This is a genomic window from Actinospica sp. (genome assembly GCF_035552695.1).
In the GTDB taxonomy this organism is placed as follows: Bacteria; Actinomycetota; Actinomycetes; order Streptomycetales; family Catenulisporaceae; genus Actinospica.
In genome coordinates this window covers 19,743-39,465 of sequence record NZ_DASZKT010000189.1, presented here as the reverse complement: position 1 = coordinate 39,465, position 19,723 = coordinate 19,743, and the positions used below count along the sequence as shown (strand labels likewise).

Sequence of the window (19,723 nt, the reverse complement as noted above, 5' to 3'; positions counted from 1 at the left end):
CATGCCGTTGATCCACGCGGTGTACGGAGCGAGGCCGCGTTCGAGCGGCTCGACCTTGCGCATCGCGCAGCACTTCTCGGGCTCGCGGTCGTGCAGTTGGGCGCCGAACGCGGCGTCCTGCTCGGCGACGGTCTGCTTCGGGGTGATCGTGACCAGGTTGACGTCGTAGACCGCGGCGACCGCGTCCCGGGTGCCGATGGTCTCCACGAAGTGATAACCGGTGTCCAGGAACAGCACGTCGATCCCCGGCACCGCGGACTGCGCGAGGTGCAACAGATGCGTGTCGGCCATCGATGAGGCGAGTACGAGGCCGGGGCCGAAGACCTCGCCGGCCCAGCGCAGGATCTCCGCGGCATCGGCGTCGGCGAGCTCGCTCCCGGCCATCTCGGCCAGTTCGCGCAGGCCGCCCGGTGGAGCATGGGGCGGGAGCATGGCGTCCCTCCTTCGTTCTCTCACTTTCTCAGAACTCATTGGAATTTGTAATACCGTTCTCCGGCAAATTCTGTCAATGGTAAGAATGGCTGGAACTCGTCATGTCGGAAACCGGACAACGCGGCGCCGGGCGGGGTGCGGTGGCGAATGTCGTCATGTCGGGAACTCGACATGGCCCATCCACCTGCGAGGATATGGAAAATCTTGGGAGCCGAAACATTGGCGAAATCGGCCATGCTTGACAGCGGTCCGCGTCCTACGTACGTTCGCGTCCGCCGGGCCATTTAATTCACCCACACCATCGAGGCCTGGCTTCAGGGGATATCCATCCCCCCGCTGCGCGCAATTTTTCAGACATGTTTCCGAAAGGTTCACCCGTCATGATGCGCATTCTTGTCCTCGGCGGCGACGGATTCTGCGGCTGGCCGACCGCGCTGCACCTGTCGGACCTCGGCCACGACGTGACCATCGTCGACAACCTCAGCCGGCGGGCCATCGACCTGGAACTCGAGGTCGAGTCCCTCACCCCGATCCGGCCCGTCTCGGAGCGGATCCGCGTCTGGCGCGAGGTCTCCGGCCGTGAGATCGGCTTCGTGCGCCTCGACCTGGCGGGCGAGTACGACCGCCTGGTGGCGCTGCTCAACGAGCACCGCCCGGACGCGATCGTCCACTTCGCCGAGCAGCGCGCCGCGCCGTACTCGATGCGCTCGGAGACCGCCAAGCGCTACACCGTGGACAACAACGTGCGCGCCACCCACAACCTGCTCGCCGCTCTGGCCGCCAGCGGCCTCGACGCGGCGCTGGTGCACCTCGGCACGATGGGCGTCTACGGGTACGGATGGTCGGGCTCCGCCCCGATCCCCGAGGGCTACCTGACCGTCAAGCTGGACACCCCGGACGGCGAGCTGGAGCGGGAGATCCTGCACCCGGCCAACCCGGGCTCGGTCTACCACCTGACCAAGACGCTCGACCAGCTGATGTTCGCGTTCTACGCCTCGAACGACCGGCTGCGCATCACCGACCTGCACCAGGGCATCGTCTGGGGGACGCAGACCCCGCAGACCGAGCGGGACGAGCGGCTGATCAACCGCTTCGACTACGACGGCGACTACGGCACCGTGCTCAACAGGTTCCTGATGCAGGCCGCGGTGGGCCACCCGCTGACCGTGCACGGCACCGGCGGCCAGACCCGCGCGTTCATCCACATCCGGGACACCGTGCGGTGCATCCAGATCGCGCTGGAGAACCCGCCGGAGCCGGGCTCCAAGCCGACCGTCTTCAACCAGATCACCGAGACGCACCGGGTGGCCGACCTGGCGAAGCTGGTCAGCGACCTGACCGGGATCGAGATCGCCTACCTGCCGAACCCGCGCAAGGAGGCGGTGGAGAACGACCTCGTCGTGCGCAACGACCGCTTCCTCGCCCTGGGCCTGAACCCGACCACGCTCTCGGACGGCCTGCTCTCCGAGATCACCGGGATCGCCGAGCGGTACCGGGACCGGGTGGACCCCGGCAAGATCATCGCCCGCTCGGTGTGGCGCGCCGGCATGGAGACCTCGCCCGACCTGATCGCCGCGCTGCCCGAGGCGAAGGCCGCGGCCGCGCTCGCCGCCTCCTGAGACGAAAGGCACCAGCCCCATGGCGAAACGGATCCGCGCCCGCGGCATGAACGCGGCGTTGGCCAGCGGCGAGGCGGGCGTCGGGGAGATGACCCCGGCCCGCTCCCCGCTGCGGCCGAAGCAGTTCGGCGTGGCCCTGGCCGCCGCGGTGGTCGGCAGCGGCCTCGGGATGTTCACCTACCACGCGGTCTCCGCCACCACCACCGCCTATTCCGGGCTGGTGAGCCCGACTCAGACCTACTACCTCAACTTCGCCGCGGACGGCACGGTGCTCGCCCTCGACATCAAGCCCGGCCAGCACGTGACGAAGGGCCAGGTGCTCGCGACGCAGGACGGCAGCGTCGCCCAGGCGCAGCTCTCCGCCGCCCAGGCCGCGGCCACCGCAGACGCGGCGGTGGTCGCGGCCGAGCAGAACCCGCAGGCCACGGCGTCCACTGCGGCGGCGGACGCGCTGAGCGTGAGCCAGGCTCAGTCCGCCGTGTCCGCCGCGCAGAACGCGCTGTCGGTGCAGCAGTCCGCCGCGCAGCACACCGTCTCCACCCAGTCCTCCGTCGTGACCAGCGCCCAGAACGCCTTCCAGGCCGACAGCAGCCGTTACGCGACGGACTGCTCGTCCACGGCTACATCGAGCACGACGACACCGCCGCCCACGACGGCCGACCCCACGGAGGGCTCGCCGAGCGCGAGTTCCACCGAGTCGGCTGCCAAGTCGGGTGCGGCCACGTCCGCGACGTCCCCGGCTTCCGGCGCACAGCAGGAGCAGTACTGCGCCAACCTCCAGTCCACCATCAACCGTGACTCGACCACGCTCTCCTCGGCGCAGGCCGAGCTCGCGAACGTGCAGTCCTCGGTCCAGCTCGAGGGGCAGCGCGACTCCTCGAACCTGACGTCCAGCCAGAACGTGCTGACCGCGGCCGCGGCCAGGCAGGAAGCGGCCACGGCGCCGGTCACCGCCGCGACGATCGACCAGGCGAAGGCGCAGCTGGCGACCGCTCAGGCGCAGGTGGCGACCGACCAGCAGGCCCTGCAGAACACGAAGATCCTCGCCCCGTCCGACGGCGTCATCGCGGAGACCGCCGGGGCGGTCGGCGAGGTCGTCGGCCCCAGCGGCGTGCACGGCTACCAGGGGCCGGGCGAGCAGTCCGGCACCCAGTCGAACGGCGGCTCCGGCTTCGAGCTGTTCGTGCCGCAGACCGGCGGCGGCAACGGCAGCAGCACGGGCCAGAACGCGTACATGCCGCTGATGACCTTGTACACCGCGCCGCTGACGGTCGTCGCGCAGGTCCCCGAGACCGACATGTCGTCGGTGCATGACGGGGCCACGGCGAGCATCAGCGTCACCGCGCTGAATCTCAGCGTCTCCGGCAAGGTCCAGAACACCGAGCTCGCCGCCGTGCAGAGCAGCAGCACCACGTACTACGACGTCACCATCAGCCTGGACTCGAACGACTCGCGGCTGATGGCCGGGATGAGCGCTCAGGTCACGATCGGCTGACGATGTATGACAGCAGAAACCTGATATTGCTGCTGGCCACGGCGGCGGCGCTCGTCGTCGTGATCTGGCAGCCGTTGAACCGCCGCTTCGACGACTCCGACAAGGGCACCGACCGACTGGTGAAGCTGCCGCCGTTCCGCAAGCCTTCGAACGGCCGGCTCGTGGCCTTCTTCTCCGTCGGGTTCGGCGTGAGCACCGTGCTCATCGGCATGCACCACCCGCAGCCGCTGCAGGTGTACCAGGGCTTCGTGGCCAGCCTGGTACGCGCCGTCGACCGCCAGCCGGCCACGGCCACGGTGTACGCCCAGCACCTGACGCCGCTGGTCCCGGCGGCCGTGGTCGGCTACCTGGTCACCATGTCGCTGGTGCTGCCCGCCACGCTTGGCAGACGGCTGATGATCCTGGCGCACGCGCCGCTGTTCATCGCCGTCTCCGCGCTGTCCGACACCTTCGTCGGGCTGGCCGAGACCGCCTTCCACATCCCGCCGGCGGTCGTACCGGTCCTGACCATCTATCTCGAGTACCTGCTCGGGTTCATGATGGTCTTCCGGCTGACCTTCACCAGCTACGCCCTGCCGCGCGTCACCCGACAGCCGATCGGCCGGCGCGGGGACTGGCGGGACAGCATCGAGATGCTGCTGATACTGGCCGCCTCGACCGGGATCGTCTTCCCCTTCGCGCTCTGGCTCATCGGACGCGTCGGCGACCATCCCGTCATCGAGTTCATCATCCTGGTCAGCCTGCGCACGGCCATATCAGACTTCGTCTACGTGCTGCTCGGCCTGTGCAAGTGGGCCGGCGGGCGAAGGCCTCGGCCCGGCAACGAGCACCCGGCCGTCAATATCATCATCCCTGCCTACAACGAGGAATACGGCATCGAACGCCTGCTGCGCTCGATCGACCGCGCCGCCGGCCGCTACGGCGGACCGGTGCACGTCCTGCTCTGCGACGACGGCTCCACCGACGCCACGAGCGAACTCGCGAACGCCACGATGCGCTCCTACGCATACGCCACCGGCGAGGTCATCCTCGGCACGCACGGCGGCAAGGCGAAGGCGCTCAACCAGGCGCTCCAGCGGTGTACGGCGGAGTTCGTCTTCCGCCTCGACGCCGACTGCGCCGTGGACCAGGACTGCTTCCGCTACGCGATCCCGTACTTCCTGTCCGACCCGCGCATCGGCCTGGTCGGCGCGCTGACGGTGCCGAAGGAGCCGTACTACACCTGGATCGACCGGATGCGCTGCATGGAGCAGGTCTTCAACTTCGGCTTCTCCCAGGTGATGTTGACCGAGGTGGACGCGGTCCCGTGCGTCCTCGGCAGCTTCATGGGCTTCCGCCGGCAGGCCGCGCTCGATCTCGGCGGCTTCGTCAGCGGCATGTTCGGCGAGGACGCCGAGTTCACCTGCGCGCTCGGCCGGCGCGGCTGGCGCGCCGCGCTCGACCCGCGCATCGTCTCCTATGAGGACGTCCCGCCGAACACGCGTGACCTGCGCGTGCAGCGATTCCGCTGGAGCATGGCCGGAATGATGAACTTCGGGAGATTCACACCGTGGGGCAACGGGGCGCCGGGTCCCCGCTTCTGGTATCAGCTCCCGAAGAGCGCGGGCATGCGGTTCTTCTCGCCCGCGCACTTCTTCATGATGGTCCTCGCCCTGCAGTACGCGGCGATCGCGCCGGGCGTCACGCACAACATCCTCCGCCTCGTCTGGCTGGTGTTCGTGTCCTTCCTGCCAGGGATGGTGCCCAGAGTGCTCATGCTGCTGTATTACCGCAGGCTGCGGGTGCTGCTCTGGGCGCCGATGTGGATCGCGTTCTCCATGCTCAAGCGGGTCTACCTGCTGGAGGCGGCACTGGGCTGCGGAGTGCGGCCGGTGCGTCCGCCGCTCGCGCTCCGCGGCCTGGCCCCCGGCTGGGCGAGACAGCGGAAGGTGACAGCGGACCCCCGATAGAGACGCGGATGTCAGCTCCCGCTGGTGCAGCCGCGGCCGACCCCTTGACAGCACGAAACGGATACTGGTTTCTTATTTCCGTACGATGCTAACCGAACGTTCGGTCGGTCAAAGGGGCTCGACGATGAGCGAAGCGATCGCGTCTGCCGAGGATTTGGCCGCGCTGCAACTCGAGCGGCTCCGGTGGACGCTCCGACACGCGTACGAGAACGTCGAGCGGTACCGACGCAAGTTCGACGCGGCCGGGGTGCGTCCGGAGGACTGCTGCACGCTCGCGGACCTGGCACGTTACCCCTTCACCACCAAGGCCGATCTGCGCGAGACCTACCCGTACGGGATGTTCGCCGTGCCGATGGAGCGGGTGCGCAGGATCCACGCGTCCAGCGGCACGACCGGCCGTCCGACGGTGGTCGGCTACACGGAGGACGACCTGTCGATGTGGGCCGACGTGGTCGCGCGCAGCATCCTGGCGGCGGGCGGTCGGCCGGGGGACAAGGTGCACGTCTCCTACGGCTACGGCCTGTTCACCGGCGGCCTCGGCGCGCACTACGGGGCCGAGCGGGCCGGCTGCACGGTCATCCCCGCCTCGGGCGGCATGACCGCGCGTCAGGTGCAGCTGATCGTGGACTTCAAGCCCGAGATCATCATGGTGACGCCGTCGTACATGCTCACGCTTCTCGACGAGTTCGAGAAGCAGGGCATTGATCCGCAGAGCACGTCGTTGCGCGTCGGTATCTTCGGCGCCGAGCCGTGGACGCAGGAGATGCGCCGCGAGATCGAGGAGCGCGCCGGGATCGACGCCGTGGACATCTACGGCCTGTCCGAGGTGATCGGGCCCGGCGTGGCGCAGGAGTGCGTGGAGACCAAGGACGGCCTGCACATCTGGGAGGACCACTTCTATCCGGAGGTCGTCGATCCGGCGACGGACGAGGTGCTGGCGCCGGGGGAGCGCGGCGAACTCGTCTTCACCTCGCTGACCAAGGAGGCGCTGCCGATCATCCGCTACCGGACCAGGGACCTGACACGCCTGCTGCCGGGCACGGCGCGGGCCCCGTTCCGCCGGATGGAGAAGGTGACCGGCCGCTGCGATGACATGATCATCCTGCGTGGCGTGAACCTGTTCCCGAGCCAGATCGAGGAGATCGTGCTGCGCACCCCCGGCGTCGCGCCGCACTTCCAGCTGGAGCTGACCCGCGAGGGCCGGATGGACCGCCTGACCGTGCGCGCCGAAGCCAGGCCCGCCGCCTCGGGAGACGCCGAGGCGCGCACGGCGGCGGCGCGTTCGATCGCGCAGGCGGTCAAGGACGGAATCGGCGTGACCGTCGAGGTGGCGATCGTCGACCCGGACTCGCTGGAGCGTTCGGCCGGGAAGCTGCAGCGGCTCAAGGACCTGCGGGAGGCGCAGGCGTGAGAGTCGGGCCCAGCAGCCGATCGAGGCCGTAGCCGAAGCGTTCGTCGTACGAATCGGTGACCATGTAGTGCTCGCCGACTCGGGCGAGCGCCGGATAGGCGCCGGTGCCGACGAGTTCGGCGAACGAGCCGCGCGGGTTGTCCGACGGGGTTTGCTGTTCCTGCGTCAGACCGAGGGTGAAGTAGACGATCGACCAACACAGGCGCGCCGCGTCGGGGGGCGGGGAAGCCGCCGTCGAGCAGTGCGCCGACGAGGGTGTCGGCGAAGCGCAGGGTCTTGCCCGTCCCGGTGAAGGTGCCGGCGACGAGCCGCCCCCCGTCGCGGTGCGCGAGTAGCGCGGCCTGCACGACCCACAGCGGGCCGAACAGGTTCGCCTCCAACTGCTCGCGCGCCTGCTGCTCGCTGATCTCCTCGACCATGCCGAACAGGCCGTACCCGGCGTTGTTGACCACGCCGTCGATCCGCCCGAAGCGCGCGACGGCCTGCCGCACCGCGGCGTCGGCGGCCGCGCGGTCGGTGACGTCGAGCTCGATCGGCAGCACGGAGTCGCCGTGCGCCTTCACGAGGTCGTCGAACGTGCCCGACGACCGGCTCGTCACGGCCACCTTGGTGGTGAACAGTCTGTCTCTGGCCGCCGTCCCTCGTTCAGTTGATGGTCAGCGTGAAATCCGCACTCAGGGCGGTTCCGTCCGCCGCGACGGCGCTGACATGGAAGTCCCATCGTCCGGCGGCGAACGTCGCGCTCCCGAAGTACTGACCCTGGTCGAGCGCGCTCGCTCCGAGAGGACGCATCTCCATCGGCCGGGTCGTGGTTCCCGTCGCGCCCTCGCCGTGGAACGTGACGAGCGGGCTTCCGCTGAGCGCGATCGGCGCGTTGCGATCGTTCTTGAAGGCCACGTGCAGGGCGTCCGAGCCGGCGTGGCCGGGCGTGAGATACGCGGCGAGCTGTCGGCCGCCGGACAGCTGGATCCCGTAGGCCATGGACATTCGGCCCATGGTCATCTCCTCGAGCTGGTCCGGACTCGGCACGCAGGTGAGGTTGAGCGGGATGGCCACGTCGCGGCCCGACACCTTCACAACGGCCATCACGGTCCAGCTTCCGATCGCAGAGAGCTGATCGTCGCCGACCGCCGAGTATGAGCCGTCGGGTGACGCCGTCAACGTGATCGCGGCCGAACCTGAGGCATGGCTGACCGGGGAGAGCACGAGCTTGGCCCCCGTGAGCGCGCCACTCGACACGGCTCGCCCCGAGGCGGAGTCGTAGAGGCGAAGTGTGAACCGGTTGGGGCCGACATAGTCGGGGCTCACCTCGAGTCCGGCGCGCAGCCCGCCCGCCGTGCCGGCGACCAGCACGTGCGGAGGCGGCGCCGGGGTCGGGGTGGCCTGGGCGAGCGCGGGCGGCAGCGAGGAACTGAGCGTCGCCGCCGCGACCAGGGCCAGCGAAGCCACCCCGAGTTCGATGCTTCCGACGCGTCGCAGCTTCCGCAGGCTACTGAGACTCCTGGTCACGGCCGGGACGGTGCGGAATCGGTTGTAGGCGCCCAATCCGGCGAGCACCGCCAGAAGCCCGACCTTCAGCACCACCAACCGCCCGAACAGCGTGTCCATCAGCGCGTGCCAGGCGGCGACCTCGGCCAGCGCGCGCAGCACCCCGCTGAGGCAGAGCACTGCGAGCGAGTAGCCAGCCACGCGGGAGAACCGGCGCACGGCAGCGGCCTTCTCCGGCGCTACCTCGGTGCCGAGCGTCAGCAACAGTGCCGCGAGCCCACCGATCCAGGTGGCGAACGACGCGACGTGCAGCCACTGCAGCATGAGCTCCGCCCCGGCGTTCGACCCCGAGGCGGCATGCGTCGTGAGCACGTGGCCGGCCGCCGTCACCGCGGCGAGTACGAGTGCTGCGACGATGGCCGCGCGGCGCTTCCGGCCGCCGTCCGGGAGCAGCAGCGCGGCTGCCGTGCAGGCCGCCGCGCCGAGCCCCGGAAACAGCTGGACGAGCAAGCCGAGGCCGAGCGAGGTCGACGCCAGCTCGCCCGGCCCGATGTGGTCCGCGGCGGCCTGCGCCCAGCCGATGACGACGAGGCCGGCCGTCAGCGCTCCCGCGCCGGACAGCGCGAGGATCAGCGGCCTGCGCGTGCCGCGCGGGAGACCGAACGCCGCGATCCAGCAGCCGCCGACCAGCAGCCCGAGCCCCGCGTCGAAGATCCAGATCCCGGTGACGACGGGTGCGCTCGCGGTGTTCGGCACCGAGATCAGCTCCGGCGCGGGGCCGGACATCGCCGCGTACGCGAGCGGCCCGACCCCGAAGGTGAAGCCGCCGTTGGTGACGTGTCCGTCGTCGCTCGAGACGGACTTCCACCGAACCGTGTAGACGCCGCCGAGCAGCGGCGGCAGCGCGACGGTGAGGGTGAGCGTGTCGCCCGACGCCGGCTGCGCGGGACCCTTACTCACCACCCGACCCGAGCCGTCCACGACCTGCAGGTTCGAGAGCTTGGGCACGACGTTCTCGGAGAACGTGACGCTGACCGCCTTCGGCATCTGCGTCAGGCTGCTGCCGGCCGCGGGGCTCGACGATACGAGCAGCGCGTGGGCCTGGGCCGTGGGCGCGGCGGCGAACCACAGCGCGCTCACGGCCAGCAGCAGCGTGCCCAGAATCGCGACCAGCCTGCTGGTCGCCGACGTCCGACCGTTCATCCCGCCGCTCCGCGCTAGTCCGTGGGGGCGTACGGGCGCATCATCTCGTTGTCCTCGTGGTCGAGGATGTGGCAGTGCCACACGTAGCCGGGACCGCGCGTCGGGTCGAAGGCGTACTTGTTCTCCCCGGCGGAGACCGCGCTCACCGCGAGGTCCGTCGGCGCCCAGCGCACCAGGACCCGGGTGACCGCTCCCGGCAGGATCTTGATGGTGTCCTTCCACCCGGCCTCGTTCGGGTCCGGCGGCACGGCCGGGCCGTTGAGGTGCGGGCCGAACGCCGGATTGCCGCCCAGCGCGCCGTCCGCGTTCGCGGTCAGGTAGTTCCCGGGCGGACCGTATCCCGGAATGATCTCGCCCGCCGGGTAGGTGACCTCGCCGAACGTGCCGTCGCACTCCTGCCCGGCGAACGTGCCGCCGGGGAACGCGGCCGCCCACGCGTTGACGTAGTTGTCGGCGTCCACGCTCTGCCGGTTGAGCAGCTGGAACTGGATCAGGTGGATGTGGATCGGATGCGAATCGGGCGTGGTGTCCAGGAACTCCCACAGCTCGGTCGATCCCACGCGGGGCAGCTCCGTCACCCAGTTGCCCGCGACCGTGGTGACCTGCCGCGATCCGGGGATCGGGGTGTCGGTGCCGTCGCGCAGGCCGTTCCACTTGCTGTTGTTGAGCACGTCGATCATCGGTCCGTTGTTCGTGTTGTTCACGGCGCAGTCCACGGTGTCCTGCTCGAAGATCACCAGCTGCCTGCGCGCGTTCACCTGGACGCCCGCGACGATCGTGCCGCTGCTCGGGTCGGCCAGCCGCACCAGTTTCGCGGGCTGGCCGGACCCGCCGCGCAGCGCGCCGTCGGTGGCCGGGTTGTAGGTGGTGTCCGTACTCGTGAGCGGCAGTGTGACGTCGAAGCGCATGACCTGGCCGTCCACGGCGGGGTCCGGCGGGCCGCCGCTCGGATACGGGTAGATGCCGTCGTTCGTGAGCATCACGGACCTGCCGCTCAGGTCGGCGAAGTCGATGATGACGTCGGCCCGCTCCCCGGGGGCGAGGAAGAGCTTGAGCGGCGCGGACTGGCTCGGGTCGTTGAGCTTCGCGGGGGTGTCGAGCAGCCCGCCGTCCGTGCCTATCTGCCAGAAGGGCGCGGCGGACGGCGGCGTGGCGGACCCGGCGTTCGCCGCGTCGGTCAGGTTCATCGAGAGGAAGCGCGCGTTGCAGCCGTCGACGAAGCGGAAGCGATAGCGGCGCGGCTCGACCTTCAGCACCGGCCAGGTCCGGCCGTTGACGCACATGGCGTCGCCGAAGAACTCCGGGATCCAGAACGGATGCGTGGGCGGGTTCGGCGGCGGGCCGTTGAGGTCTGCGGCCGTGTCGCTGCCGTCGGGGAAGCGCAGTTGGCCGGAGGTGTCGAAGAGCCGGTCCTGGATCATGAGTTCGACCTCGTACACGCCGGCCGGCAGGCGCAGCGGGTTGGTCGGCAGGCCGGTGTCGTACGCGTCGCGCACCAGGTAGAAGGCGGCGAGGCCGCTGAAGACGTTCAGCCGGGTGATCCCGAGCGCGTGGTCGTGGAACCACAGCGTGGTGGCGGGTTGGGTATTCGGGTACTGGTATACCACGGCATTGCTCGCGGAGGTGGCCGCGGTGGCGTATCCCGGGCCACGTCGTCCGTCCGGGGTGAACCAGGAGTCCGGCGACCCGTCGTACCACGAGGCGACCTCGGCGCCGTGCAGGTGCGCGACCGCGGGGACCGGCCCGGTGTACGGCGTGCGCGCGCCCATCTGGCCGAGCGGGTCGGCCCAGTGGATGGTCTGGTCGACCGTCAGCAGCGGCTGCACCTTCGAGCCGTTCGCCGACCATGGCAGCTTATTCACATACGTGATCGATGTCGGACGGCCGCGCACGGCCTCCACGCTGAATCCGGGCCAGTGCGCCGGTCGCGAACCGACCTGGTAACCCCACAGCCACGTGCCCGGGACGCCGCTCGGGTACATCGAGGACGGCAGCACCTGCTGGGCGAACTCGACGAACGCCGTGCTGAACGACGTGGAGCCGACGCGCAGCCCGGCGAACGTCGTCAACGCGGTCCGGTACTTGGGGATGGAGCTGCTCGGCAGCGCGGTCTGCGTGCTGGACGCGGATGCGGACGCCGGAGAGGCGAGCCCGGCGATCCCGTCGCCCGCGGCCAGCGTGACCGCGCCCAGGGTGCCCGCTATCAGCAATCGGCGACGGGTGAACGGACCCGTCGCGCCGTCGTTCTCGCTACTCGCCATTCTCGGTCCTCCGTGGGTGATGGCAGGGCGAATCAGCACTCGTAGAGTGGTGTGAGGGTGCTGATGTGTGACGGCGCCGGCGCGCTGTATTACTATCGGCGATAGTAGATAGCTTGGAAGGGCTCGTCAATGCCCGGAGCGGCGTGAATGGAGGGCCATGCGTCCCAGGCGTGCTCGTGTTCTTACTACGCTCCGTAGTAACAAGGGCGCCGCGACCGCGACCGAGATCCTATTCGGCCGCCGGATCCTCGATGCCTTGTGTCGGCGGGCAGATCTCCAGGGCCGCTCGAAGGGCCTGAGCCTCGTCGTCGGAGAGCTGGCCGAGGAAGTGCACGAAGGCCGCCGCCTGGTTCTCGCTCGTCGACAGCGAGTCGCGCATGAGGCGGGCGGTGTACTCCTCGCGGGAGGCCACCGTCTCGTAGAGGTACGCCCGGCCCTGGGCCTCGCGCCGGAGCCAGCCCTTCGAGTGGAGCTTGTCCATCACCGTCATCACGGTGGTGTACGCGAGGGTGCGCTCGGCCTTCAGCTCGTCGTGCAGCTCCCGGACCGTGAACGGCCGACCCATGCGCCACGCCCGGTCCATGACCGCGGACTCGAGCTCACCAAAGCGTTTCACCGACCCATCGTAGGCAGCCGGGCCGCTCGGGCGCGAGGGCAGTCCGGGGGCGCAGTTCCGGAACCGGCGCACTCCCCGGAGGAATGCCTTGTAGCTATGCAGTGTCTTAACTTACCCTTTGCGCGATACCCACATTTCCGTAGTGAGAGCCCATGAAGGCCCGTCCGCACCCGGCGCGCTCATGATCACCGCCATAGCATTGCTCTGCTATGCGTTGACCGTGGTTCTCGTCATGCCCCGGCTGCTGCCCCGGCTCTGGCCGGCGGACCGCGCCCCCCGCAGCAAGATCGCGCTGCTGTTGATCCTCAGCTGGTCGCTGCCGCTCGCCGCCGTCGCCGCGGGCCTGGCGCTCAGCGTCAGGGTGCTGGCCGCGCTCATTCAGAGTGGCGCGGACACCGACAACTGCGCGGACCGGCTTCCGGTCGATCACTCGAGCCCGATCGGCCCGATCGTGGGCGCCTGCGGTATCGCCGTGGCTTCCGCCGTCGCGTTGCGGCTCGGCTACTTCATATTCACCACCTATCTCGCCGCGCGGCTGAGTTCCCGGCACCACGCCGCCGCCCTCGGATTGTGCGGCCGCACGGACCGCGCGCTCGAGGCCACCGTCATCGAACACGAGCGGGCCGCCTCGTACTGTCTCCCCGGTCGGCGCGGCCGGGTCGTCGTCACCAGCCAGATGATCAGGCTGCTGAGCTCGGCGCAGCTCGGCGCCGTGCTCGCCCACGAACGCGCGCACCAGCGCGGCCGCCACCACCTGCTGCTCGGCCTCGTCGGGGCCCTGCGTCGCGCCTTCCCGTGGATCAGGATGCTTCGATGCACGGAGAAGGAGGTGCGGCGGCTGGTCGAGCTGCTCGCCGACGACGCCGCGGCCCGCGACCACGGCCGCCTCGCGGTGGCGAGCGCTCTGACGGTGATCGGTACCGGCCACGTGCCGGGCGGCGCACTCGGGGTACGCGGCCTCCAGGAGTCGGAGGCGCTCGGCAGGATCACGCGCATGGCGAACCCGGTCACCCGGATGGACTGGCGCCGCGCCGCCCTGGCCGCCGCGACGGTGACCGCCACCATCGTGCTGCCGTTCGCCCTCGCGACCTGCTCCATCGCCGTGCTGCTGCACCAATGCCCGCCGCCGCTCGACTAAAGCCGCCGCATGCCGGTGGAACCGTCCATCCGTCCGGTCGCCGGGCTGACTGAGCTTGTCGAGGCGTGCCCGTCGAACCTCGTCCCGGTGGCGATGGACCTGCGAGACGCGCAGCGGTGCGAGGACGCGGTGAAGACGGCCGTCGAGCGGGCTCGGCGGGATCGCGGGCCGGGATCGTTCGAGGTGCTGGCGGAGGCCCTGCGCGCCGGTCAGGACGAGTTCGACCGTGCGCGGGCCCTGACATCAGGCTTCCGCGATGCGCCCGGGTCATCGTCCTCGGTCTGATGGCCGCGGCGGGCGGCGCGGTCGAAGATGCACAGGACCTCGCACGGGCCGCCCTCCGCGCCGATGGAGTGCGGCAGCATCGTGGGGAACTCGGCGCACTGGTTGGTCTCCACGCGCAAGCGCCGATTGCCCAGCAGCAGGACCGCGGTGCCGACGAGCACGACGAGCCATTCGCGGCCCGGGTGCGCGCGCATCCGGGACGGATCCAGCGGTGGGTCGACCATGCGCCAGCGCACCACGCTCATGCCGGGTTCAGCCTTGATCGGCCAGCGCATCTGCCCGTGCGCGGCATCGATCGCCGGACTGGAGACCACGTCGTCCGCCGCGGTCTCGACCAACTGGTCCAGCGTGGTGTCCAGCGCGCGGGCCAGCGTGACGAGCTGGTCAAGGGCGAGGCGGCGCTGACCGTTCTCGATCCGGCTGAGCGTGGACTGGCTCAGCCGCGAACGCAGCGCCAGTTCCCCGAGCGACCAGCCCTGCGCCACCCGTAGAGCGCGGATCCGCTTGCGCACGAGGTTGTCCAGCTCGCCTTCTTCTTGCGTCATGCGCAAGATTCTATGTCTTGGGCGCAACTCGCGCTTACCGTGAATCCATGACTACCGAAACTTTCGACGCAGTCGTGATCGGCGGCGGTGCCGCGGGCCTGAACGGCGCGCTGATGCTGGCCCGATCCCGCCGGTCGGTCCTCGTGATCGACAGCGGCACTCCGCGCAACGCGCCGGCCGAAGGGGTGCACGGTTTGCTCGGCCATGACGGCACCCCACCCGCCGAACTGCTGAAGGCTGGTCGCGAGGAGGTGCGCGGCTACGGCGGACGGATCGTGACCTGCGAGGTCACCTCCGCCGCTCCCGCCACGCCGTCGGCCGCCGGAGATCCGCGCTTCACCGTGCGGCTCGCCGACGGGCGGGAATTCCTGGCGCGACGGTTGCTCGTCGCCACCGGGCTACGCGACGTCCTGCCCGAAATCCCCGGCCTGGCGCGGCACTGGGGCCGCGGCGTGGTGCACTGCCCCTACTGCCACGGCTGGGAAGTGCGCGACGAACCCATCGGAATCGTGGCCGTAGGCCCGGCCTCGGTCCACCACGCGCTGCTGTTCCGGCAGTTGACCGAGGACCTGGTGTATTTCGCGCGCGGCACTGAACTGGATGACGAAGCCCGTACCCGATTCGCCGCCCGCGGCATTCGCGTAATCGACACACCGATCGCAGAAGTCGAATCCAGCCCGCAGGGAATCACGGGAGTACGGCTGACCGACGGACAACTTGTGCCGCGCCGAATTCTCGCCGTCGCCACCACCTTGCTCACCCGCGCCGACGGCCTCGAAGGTCTCGCGCTACCGATGGAGGACCTGCCGGGCGGCATGGGCCGCCGCCTCGTCTCCGGGATGGCCGGCACCACGGACGTCCCCGGCGTGTGGGTGGCCGGGAACGCGACCGACCTGATGGCCCAGGTCGGCGCCAGTGCGGCGGCCGGAGCGCTGGCCGGAGCCCACATGAACGCCGATCTGGCGATCGCCGACACCGAGGCCGCCGTGCGCGCCGCCGCACTGAATCAACCGCGTTGAGTCGGCCGCGTTGAGTCGGCCGCACCGCGTTGGTCAGCCCGCCATGTAAATGTTGGTCAGCCCGCCATGTAAATGTTCTGGCGGGCAACCAGCTTTCCCGCCTCGGCTTGACAACTTCTTGAGATCTTTCTGTCGCGCAGGGTGTTGACCCCCGAATTCGCGCACACTACTTTTCTTCTACGGCTCGCAGTGGGGCTCCGCGTCCACGAACTCGAGCGGCGACACAACGCTCTCCGGCGACCCTGACGCAGCCGCGCCCTACCTGCAGGAGTTCTTCAAGGGCCTCGGCACCGGCAATGAGACCTGGTCCGGCGTCATGACGCAGTTCTGCGACGGCGTCGCCACCGGCGCCCAGTCCTGCCCCGCCTCCGACAACGAGCACGTCGCCTACCCGACCGGCGGTGCGCTGGCCGGCGTCTGGGCGGACACGTCCGCCGCCTCCCCGTCCTCCGCGACCGGGCATCAGCTCGGCCAGGCGGCCATCAGCGCGGCCGCCCACTTCGGCAACACCACCGCGGCCGCGAACCGGGACGCGCAGTACGTGATCGTCTCGTCGACGGGTACCAACCCGGACGGCTGGCTGACCCAGGGCTTCTGCGCCTGGCACGACTACAACGGCGACTCGACCCTGTCCGGCGGACCGGTGACCTCGCCCTACGGCGACATCGCCTTCACCAACCTGCCCTACGTGGACGACCAGGGTTCGAGCTGCGGCCAGGGCTTCGTCAACTCGCCCGGCACCAACGACGGCTTCTCCATCGTGGAAGGCCACGAATACGCCGAGACGGTCACCGACCAGAACCCGGCGGGCGGCTGGACCGACTCCTCCGGCCAGGAGACCGGCGACAAGTGCGCCTGGATCTCCAGCGGCCAGGGCGCCTCGCAGGACATCTCGCTGACCACCGGCTCCTTCGCCGTCCAGTCCACCTGGGCGAACGACTTCAACAGCGGCGCGGCCGGCTGCGAGGTCTCGCACCCGATCGTCACCAACCCCGGCGGCGGTGGCGGCAACACCGTGACCGTGACCGGCCCGGGCAACCAGACCGGCACAGTCGGCACGGCCGTCTCGCTGCAGATCTCCGCGACCGACTCGGCCTCCGGCCAGACGCTCACGTACAGCGCCACCGGCCTGCCGGCCGGCCTGTCGATCAGCAGCAGTGGCCTGATCTCCGGAACGCCCACGACGGCGGCCACCTCGAACGTGACCGTCACCGCGAAGGACACGACCGGCGCCTCCGGTTCGGCGTCGTTCACGTGGACGATCGGCACCTCGGGTGGCGGCGGCTGCACCTCGCCGGGCAACGTGATCAAGAACGGCACGTTCGCCAGCGGCTCGACCAGCTGGACCGCGTCCTCGGGCGTCATCGGCCAGTGGGGGAACTCCGGCGAGCCGCCGTACATCGGCAGCTATGACGCGTGGCTCGACGGCTACGGCTCGCCGCACACCGACACGCTGTCCCAGTCGGCGACCATCCCGTCCGGCTGCTCCGCGACGCTGAACGTCTGGCTGCACATCGACAGCGCCCAGACCAGCGGCACGAACGGTTCGTTCACGGTCAAGGTCGGCAGCACCGTGGTCGGCACGTTCACGAACCTGAACGCCGCCAGCGGCTACCGGGAGCACAGCTTCAACGTCTCCTCGGCGGCCGGGACCACGGTGAAGGTGCTGTTCACCGGCGTGGAGAACAACTCGAACAACACGAGTTACGTGGTCGGCGAGGTCTCGCTGGTCACCAGCTGAGAAACTCGCGCGTCCCCCGCGGAGCGGGGACGGCTGTGGGGCGGGCTGTGGGCCGCCCCACAGCGTTCGTGTCTGCCGGAGTCGCCCGTATGGCCCATAATCGAAGGGTCGGCTGCAAGTGGCGAGGTGATCGAATGAGCTGGGCATCGTGGACGACTCCCAGAGTCTTCGCCGGGCATGCCGGGGTCCGTACCGTCGAGGCGGGCGTGCTCCGGGGCGAGTTGGATATCCACACGACGTGGGCTGACGGTCAGGCGATCGTGACCGTCCAGTACAGCGGATCCGCGGACTGGTACACGGTTTCGGGCAGCCCGGTACCCTGTGCGAGCGAACAGGAGAGCCGCGAGCTGCACCAGCGCATCGTCGACGGCGCGCGCACGAACGACGTGCCCATGTCGCTGCAGGCCGCGTAGCGCGGCTGTCGGCGTCCGGAGCCGTCGACCGCGGTGATCGACCGGAGCGGCTAGAGGGCCCAGAGCCGGTCGGCGTCGCCCGCGGCGAGTCTGCCCTGGTAGACGTCGATCTTGTGGTCGATGAGGGTCAGGTGCTCCCGGATCTCGGCGAGCCTGGCGAGCACCTCGGCGCGATGGGCCTCCAGCAGGGCGAGCCGCTCCGCCTCGTTCCCCGGCCCCGCGGCGACCAGTTCGGCGTACGCGCGGATGGTCTTGATCGGCATGCCGGTCGCCCGCAGCTTCGTGCAGATCATGATCCACTTCAGGTCTTCCCGCCGGTAGCGGCGACGGCCGCCGTGCGTGCGGTCGACGGGGGTGATCACCAGGCCCGCGCGTTCGTAATAGCGGAGCGTGTGCGCGCTCACGCCGGTGCGGCGGGAGGCCTCGGCGATGCTCACGCCCTCCGCAGGGACGAAGTGGTCCTGCTTCTGCCTGGCGTCGTGCTGCGGGGTGTCCTGCTGCGGGGCGTCCTTCGGCTTGACTTCGAGCACGCTCTAAATCCTAGCGTCACGGCCATGACTGCTTCCTCCCCCACGTTGTCGATCGCGACGACGGGCGACAGCCGACGGCGTCGATTGCTCGTCCTCACGATCTGCTGCGCCAGCATCTTCCTCGTCGTGCTGGACATCTCCATCGTCAACGTCGCGCTGCCGGACATCCGCGGCACCTTGCACGCCTCGGTCTCCGGGCTGCAGTGGACGGTCGACGCCTACACGCTCGTGCTCGCCTGCTTCCTGGTGCTGGCCGGGGCCACGGCCGACCGGGTCGGGCGGCGCCGCGTCTTCCAGTGCGGCCTGGCGCTCTTCGGTCTCGGCTCGCTGCTCTGCGGCCTCGCTCCCAGCATCGACTGGCTGATCGTCGCGCGCGTCGTACAGGCCGCGGGCGGCACGATGCTCAACCCGGTGGCGATGGCGATCATCGCCAACACATTCACCGATCCGGCCGAGCGGGCCGGGGCCATCGGCGTGTTCGGCTCGATGACCGGCCTGTCGCTCGCGCTCGGCCCGCTCCTCGGCGGCGCGCTCGTCGGCACTTTCGGCTGGCACGCCGTGTTCCTGATCAATCTGCCCTTCGTGGCCGCCGCCCTCGTCGGCACCGTGCGATTCGTCCCCGAATCCCGCGCCGCGCGAGCGCGTCGCCCCGACCCGGTGGGCCAGGTTCTCGTGATGCTCGTGCTGGGCGGCATCGTCTGCGCACTGATCGAGTCCAGCACGCTGGGCTGGACATCGCCGATCATCGTCGCGCTGCTCGCCGTGGCCGCGGCCGGCGTGGTCGGGATCATCTACCACGAGCCGCGCCGGGCCGAGCCGCTCCTCGAACCGCGGCTGTTCCGCAGCGTTCCGTTCAGCTCGGCGATCGTGATGGCGGTCTGCGCCCTGTGCGGCTTCGGCGCGTTCCTGTTCATGACGACGCTGTACCTGCAGGACGAGCGCGGCTACTCGCCGCTGGCCGCCGGCCTGTGCCTGCTCCCGGTCGCGGTGCCGGTCATGTTCCTGGCCCCGATGTCCGGACGCCTGGTCGGCACGCGGGGTCCGCGGCTTCCGCTGCTGGTTTCCGGTATCGCCCTGGCAGTGGGCGGCGCCGCGGCGACGCGCCTCGGTCCGACCAGCCCGCTGCTCGCCGTGCTCGCCGTCTACCTCGTATTCGGTGTCTTCCTCGGCGCCGTCAATCCGCCGATCACCAACACCGCGGTCTCCGGCATGCCCCGCTCGATGGCCGGCGTGGCCGCCTCACTCGCTTCCGCGAGCCGGCAGACCGGCACTGCCATCGGTGTCGCGCTCGCCGGCACGATCGCTGGATCGGCCCTGCAGGGCGGCGCGACCGCGTTCACTCGTGCGGAGCACGGCGTGTGGTGGACGGTGTGCGCCCTCGGCCTCGTCATCACCGCCCTCGGGCTGCTCAGCACCGGTCCCCGAGCGCTGCGCAGCGCCGCCCGCGCGGCGGCACGGTTCGACGGCAACACCTGAGTGGCCTACTGAGCCGGTCCCGGCCGCCCAAGCGGCGCAGCATGGGAAAGTCCAGGCAGGCGGACCTGGCTGAGAACGCCGTGCCGTCCCTCGGGAGCAGCC

Annotated in this window: 16 protein-coding genes and 1 pseudogene; 9 read left to right on the top strand and 8 right to left on the bottom strand. The window is 69.9% G+C overall.

The window, feature by feature from the left end:
* A partial coding sequence (locus VG296_RS22050; protein ID WP_325568578.1) for a phosphoadenosine phosphosulfate reductase family protein occupies positions 1-432 on the bottom strand: 432 nt, incomplete at its 3' end.
* 35 nt (positions 433-467) lie between these two features.
* Entirely contained in the window at positions 468-668 is a 201-nt protein-coding gene (locus tag VG296_RS22045) for a hypothetical protein (RefSeq protein ID WP_325568576.1), read from the bottom strand.
* A gap of 147 nt (positions 669-815) precedes the next feature.
* On the opposite strand from VG296_RS22045, the gene VG296_RS22040 reads away from it, so the two are divergent.
* From VG296_RS22040 to paaK, 4 genes are all read left to right on the top strand, one after another.
* Positions 816-2,051: an NAD-dependent epimerase/dehydratase family protein gene (locus VG296_RS22040; RefSeq protein WP_349259657.1), complete on the top strand. Its 1,236-nt coding sequence runs from the start codon at positions 816-818 to the stop codon at positions 2,049-2,051.
* A 19-nt stretch (positions 2,052-2,070) separates the two neighbouring features.
* Positions 2,071-3,546, top strand: coding sequence for an HlyD family secretion protein (locus VG296_RS22035; protein ID WP_325568572.1), 1,476 nt, complete (start codon positions 2,071-2,073; stop codon positions 3,544-3,546).
* 2 nt (positions 3,547-3,548) lie between these two features.
* Positions 3,549-5,495: a glycosyltransferase gene (locus tag VG296_RS22030; protein ID WP_325568570.1), complete on the top strand. Its 1,947-nt coding sequence runs from the start codon at positions 3,549-3,551 to the stop codon at positions 5,493-5,495.
* A 124-nt stretch (positions 5,496-5,619) separates the two neighbouring features.
* Positions 5,620-6,906, top strand: coding sequence for a phenylacetate--CoA ligase PaaK (gene paaK / locus VG296_RS22025; protein WP_325568568.1), 1,287 nt, complete (start codon positions 5,620-5,622; stop codon positions 6,904-6,906).
* Between the two features lie 332 nt (positions 6,907-7,238).
* Here paaK and VG296_RS22020 read toward each other — a convergent pair.
* From VG296_RS22020 to VG296_RS22005, 4 genes and pseudogenes are all read right to left on the bottom strand, one after another.
* Positions 7,239-7,526: pseudogene (locus VG296_RS22020) on the bottom strand (SDR family NAD(P)-dependent oxidoreductase); the annotation flags it as partial.
* A 25-nt stretch (positions 7,527-7,551) separates the two neighbouring features.
* Positions 7,552-9,597 (bottom strand): copper resistance CopC/CopD family protein, encoded by a 2,046-nt coding sequence (locus VG296_RS22015; protein WP_325568566.1) that lies wholly within the window; start codon positions 9,595-9,597, stop codon positions 7,552-7,554.
* A 14-nt stretch (positions 9,598-9,611) separates the two neighbouring features.
* Positions 9,612-11,858 carry a multicopper oxidase family protein gene (locus VG296_RS22010; protein ID WP_325568564.1) on the bottom strand — a complete coding sequence of 749 codons (2,247 nt, stop codon included), beginning with the start codon at positions 11,856-11,858 and terminating at the stop codon, positions 9,612-9,614.
* Positions 11,859-12,087: 229 nt separating this feature from the next.
* Positions 12,088-12,474 carry a BlaI/MecI/CopY family transcriptional regulator gene (locus VG296_RS22005; protein WP_325568559.1) on the bottom strand — a complete coding sequence of 129 codons (387 nt, stop codon included), beginning with the start codon at positions 12,472-12,474 and terminating at the stop codon, positions 12,088-12,090.
* Between the two features lie 181 nt (positions 12,475-12,655).
* Between VG296_RS22005 and VG296_RS22000 the strand changes: the two genes are divergently transcribed.
* Positions 12,656-13,612 (top strand): M56 family metallopeptidase, encoded by a 957-nt coding sequence (locus tag VG296_RS22000; RefSeq protein ID WP_325568557.1) that lies wholly within the window; start codon positions 12,656-12,658, stop codon positions 13,610-13,612.
* 209 nt (positions 13,613-13,821) lie between these two features.
* On the opposite strand, the gene VG296_RS21995 is transcribed toward VG296_RS22000, so the two are convergent.
* Entirely contained in the window at positions 13,822-14,442 is a 621-nt protein-coding gene (locus tag VG296_RS21995) for an XRE family transcriptional regulator (protein WP_325568555.1), read from the bottom strand.
* A gap of 47 nt (positions 14,443-14,489) precedes the next feature.
* Here VG296_RS21995 and VG296_RS21990 point away from each other — a divergent pair, with 47 nt between their 5' ends.
* The 3 genes from VG296_RS21990 to VG296_RS21980 all read left to right on the top strand — a co-directional run bounded on the left by VG296_RS21990 (position 14,490) and on the right by VG296_RS21980 (position 17,615).
* Positions 14,490-15,461, top strand: a complete 972-nt coding sequence (locus VG296_RS21990) for an NAD(P)/FAD-dependent oxidoreductase (protein WP_325568553.1) — start codon at positions 14,490-14,492, stop codon at positions 15,459-15,461.
* Positions 15,462-15,777: 316 nt separating this feature from the next.
* A complete protein-coding gene (locus VG296_RS21985; protein WP_325568551.1) occupies positions 15,778-17,202 on the top strand; it encodes a putative Ig domain-containing protein in 1,425 nt (474 codons plus the stop codon).
* 134 nt (positions 17,203-17,336) lie between these two features.
* Positions 17,337-17,615: a hypothetical protein gene (locus VG296_RS21980; protein WP_325568549.1), complete on the top strand. Its 279-nt coding sequence runs from the start codon at positions 17,337-17,339 to the stop codon at positions 17,613-17,615.
* Positions 17,616-17,665: 50 nt separating this feature from the next.
* Here VG296_RS21980 and VG296_RS21975 read toward each other — a convergent pair whose 3' ends face one another.
* Positions 17,666-18,052: a MerR family transcriptional regulator gene (locus tag VG296_RS21975; protein ID WP_349259656.1), complete on the bottom strand. Its 387-nt coding sequence runs from the start codon at positions 18,050-18,052 to the stop codon at positions 17,666-17,668.
* Positions 18,053-18,169: 117 nt separating this feature from the next.
* Here VG296_RS21975 and VG296_RS21970 point away from each other — a divergent pair, with 117 nt between their 5' ends.
* The gene (locus tag VG296_RS21970; RefSeq protein WP_325568546.1) at positions 18,170-19,621 is read left to right on the top strand and encodes an MFS transporter; all 1,452 of its coding nucleotides are present in this window, start codon (positions 18,170-18,172) and stop codon (positions 19,619-19,621) included.
* Positions 19,622-19,723: the final 102 nt, after the last annotated feature.